2 protein-coding genes and 1 pseudogene are annotated in these 1,399 nt (G+C 59.6%); all 3 read left to right on the top strand.

Going from position 1 to position 1,399, the window contains the following annotated elements:
• Window positions 1–23 precede the first annotated feature (23 nt).
• Window positions 24–284 carry a pentapeptide MXKDX repeat protein gene (locus AWB65_RS34890; protein WP_087671265.1) on the top strand — a complete coding sequence of 87 codons (261 nt, stop codon included), beginning with the start codon at window positions 24–26 and terminating at the stop codon, window positions 282–284.
• A gap of 131 nt (window positions 285–415) precedes the next feature.
• Entirely contained in the window at window positions 416–1,201 is a 786-nt protein-coding gene (locus tag AWB65_RS34885; RefSeq protein WP_374729783.1) for a DUF1223 domain-containing protein, read from the top strand.
• 26 nt (window positions 1,202–1,227) lie between these two features.
• Window positions 1,228–1,399: pseudogene (locus AWB65_RS34880) on the top strand (cytochrome b/b6 domain-containing protein); the annotation flags it as partial.

Below are 1,399 nucleotides of genomic sequence, written 5' to 3'. Positions count from 1 at the left end.
CGCAACACATTCAAGGAGTTGATATGAAACGCATTGCAATTGCAGCATTGGCCGTATCGCTGTTCGTCAGCGGTGGTTCGGCGTTCGCTCAGGCGAGCGGCGCGATGTCAAACGACTCGATGTCGAAGGACGCGATGTCGCACGATTCGATGAGCAAGGATTCGATGAGCAAGGATTCGATGGGGAAGAACTCGACGAGCAAGAAGATGAAGCATGACAAGATGCAGAAGGGCGCCGGCGGATCGGCAATGCAGCACGATAGCGAGAACGGCATGAGCAAGTAAACGCCCGCAGGCGCGATAAGCGAGCAGAATAAGCATTCTGGCCTCCTTCATCGCGCCCTCAGCAACCCGGAATTGAGTCATCATGCGGCCCATTTCGCGCGTGACTATCGAAATTGATGTGTTGTTTCGGCTTGGAGGCCGCCATGCGCGTCTCGGCTTTACATTGCCACGCTGCCCTTCTGTTCTCGTGCGCTATTGAGTTCGCCTCTGCCGCGACCTCCTGCAGTGTGAGCAGTCCGCCGCAGCGTGCAGCGTTGGTCGAACTGTATACGAGCGAGGGCTGCAACAGCTGTCCACCCGCTGACAACTGGCTCAGCGCGCTCGACCAGACGCGCAACACGAAGGCGGTCGTGCCGCTCGCGTTGCATGTCGACTACTGGGACAACCTCGGTTGGAAAGACCGTTTCGCGCAACCGACCTTTACGTCGCGTCAACAACACCTGAGCGCGCACGGCGGCAAGCACGTGGTGTACACACCGGAGGTGTTTGTCGGCGGCCAGGAATTGCGAAGCTGGTCAAACGAAGAGACCTTTGCAACGCGTGTTCATCAATTGAACGCCGAATCGCCGCTCGTTGAAATCCATATCGACGCGCACGCGGTCCCTTCTGGCAACATGGCGTTCGACGCAGCGTTCAAGGCAACCGAGAGACTCCCCGAAGATGCCGTCGCTTACATGGCCATCTACGAGAACCGGGTCGAAAGCCCGGTGAAGGCAGGCGAAAACACGGGAGTCACACTCCACCACAATCGCGTGGTGCGCCGGTGGATCGGGCCTGTCAACTTCGTCAACGGCCGCGCCACGATCTCCGGAGGCTATTCGACGGATGCTGGCCGAAGCGGTCTGGTGGCCTTCGTTGAAAGCCCTGCGACGGGCGAGGTGCTGCAGGTCGTTGAACTGTCGTCGTGCGGCGGTTGAGCTGCTCGACGCTTAAGGAGATCCGAATGAACGCGCTACGAGAACACGGTGCGTCTGCCAGCGCGGGCCGCACGATCCAGCCCGCATGGGTTCGCATCGCGCACTGGCTTAACGCGCTCGCCGCGGTACTGATGATGCTCTCGGGATGGCGCATCTACGATGCGTCGCCGGTCTTCAAGGGTTTCATGATTCCTCCGG

The organism is Caballeronia humi, from assembly GCF_001544475.1.
GTDB lineage: Bacteria > Pseudomonadota > Gammaproteobacteria > Burkholderiales > Burkholderiaceae > Caballeronia > Caballeronia humi.
The sequence above is the reverse complement of the archived record's forward strand: the minus strand, read 5'-3'. Positions and strand labels throughout refer to the sequence as shown.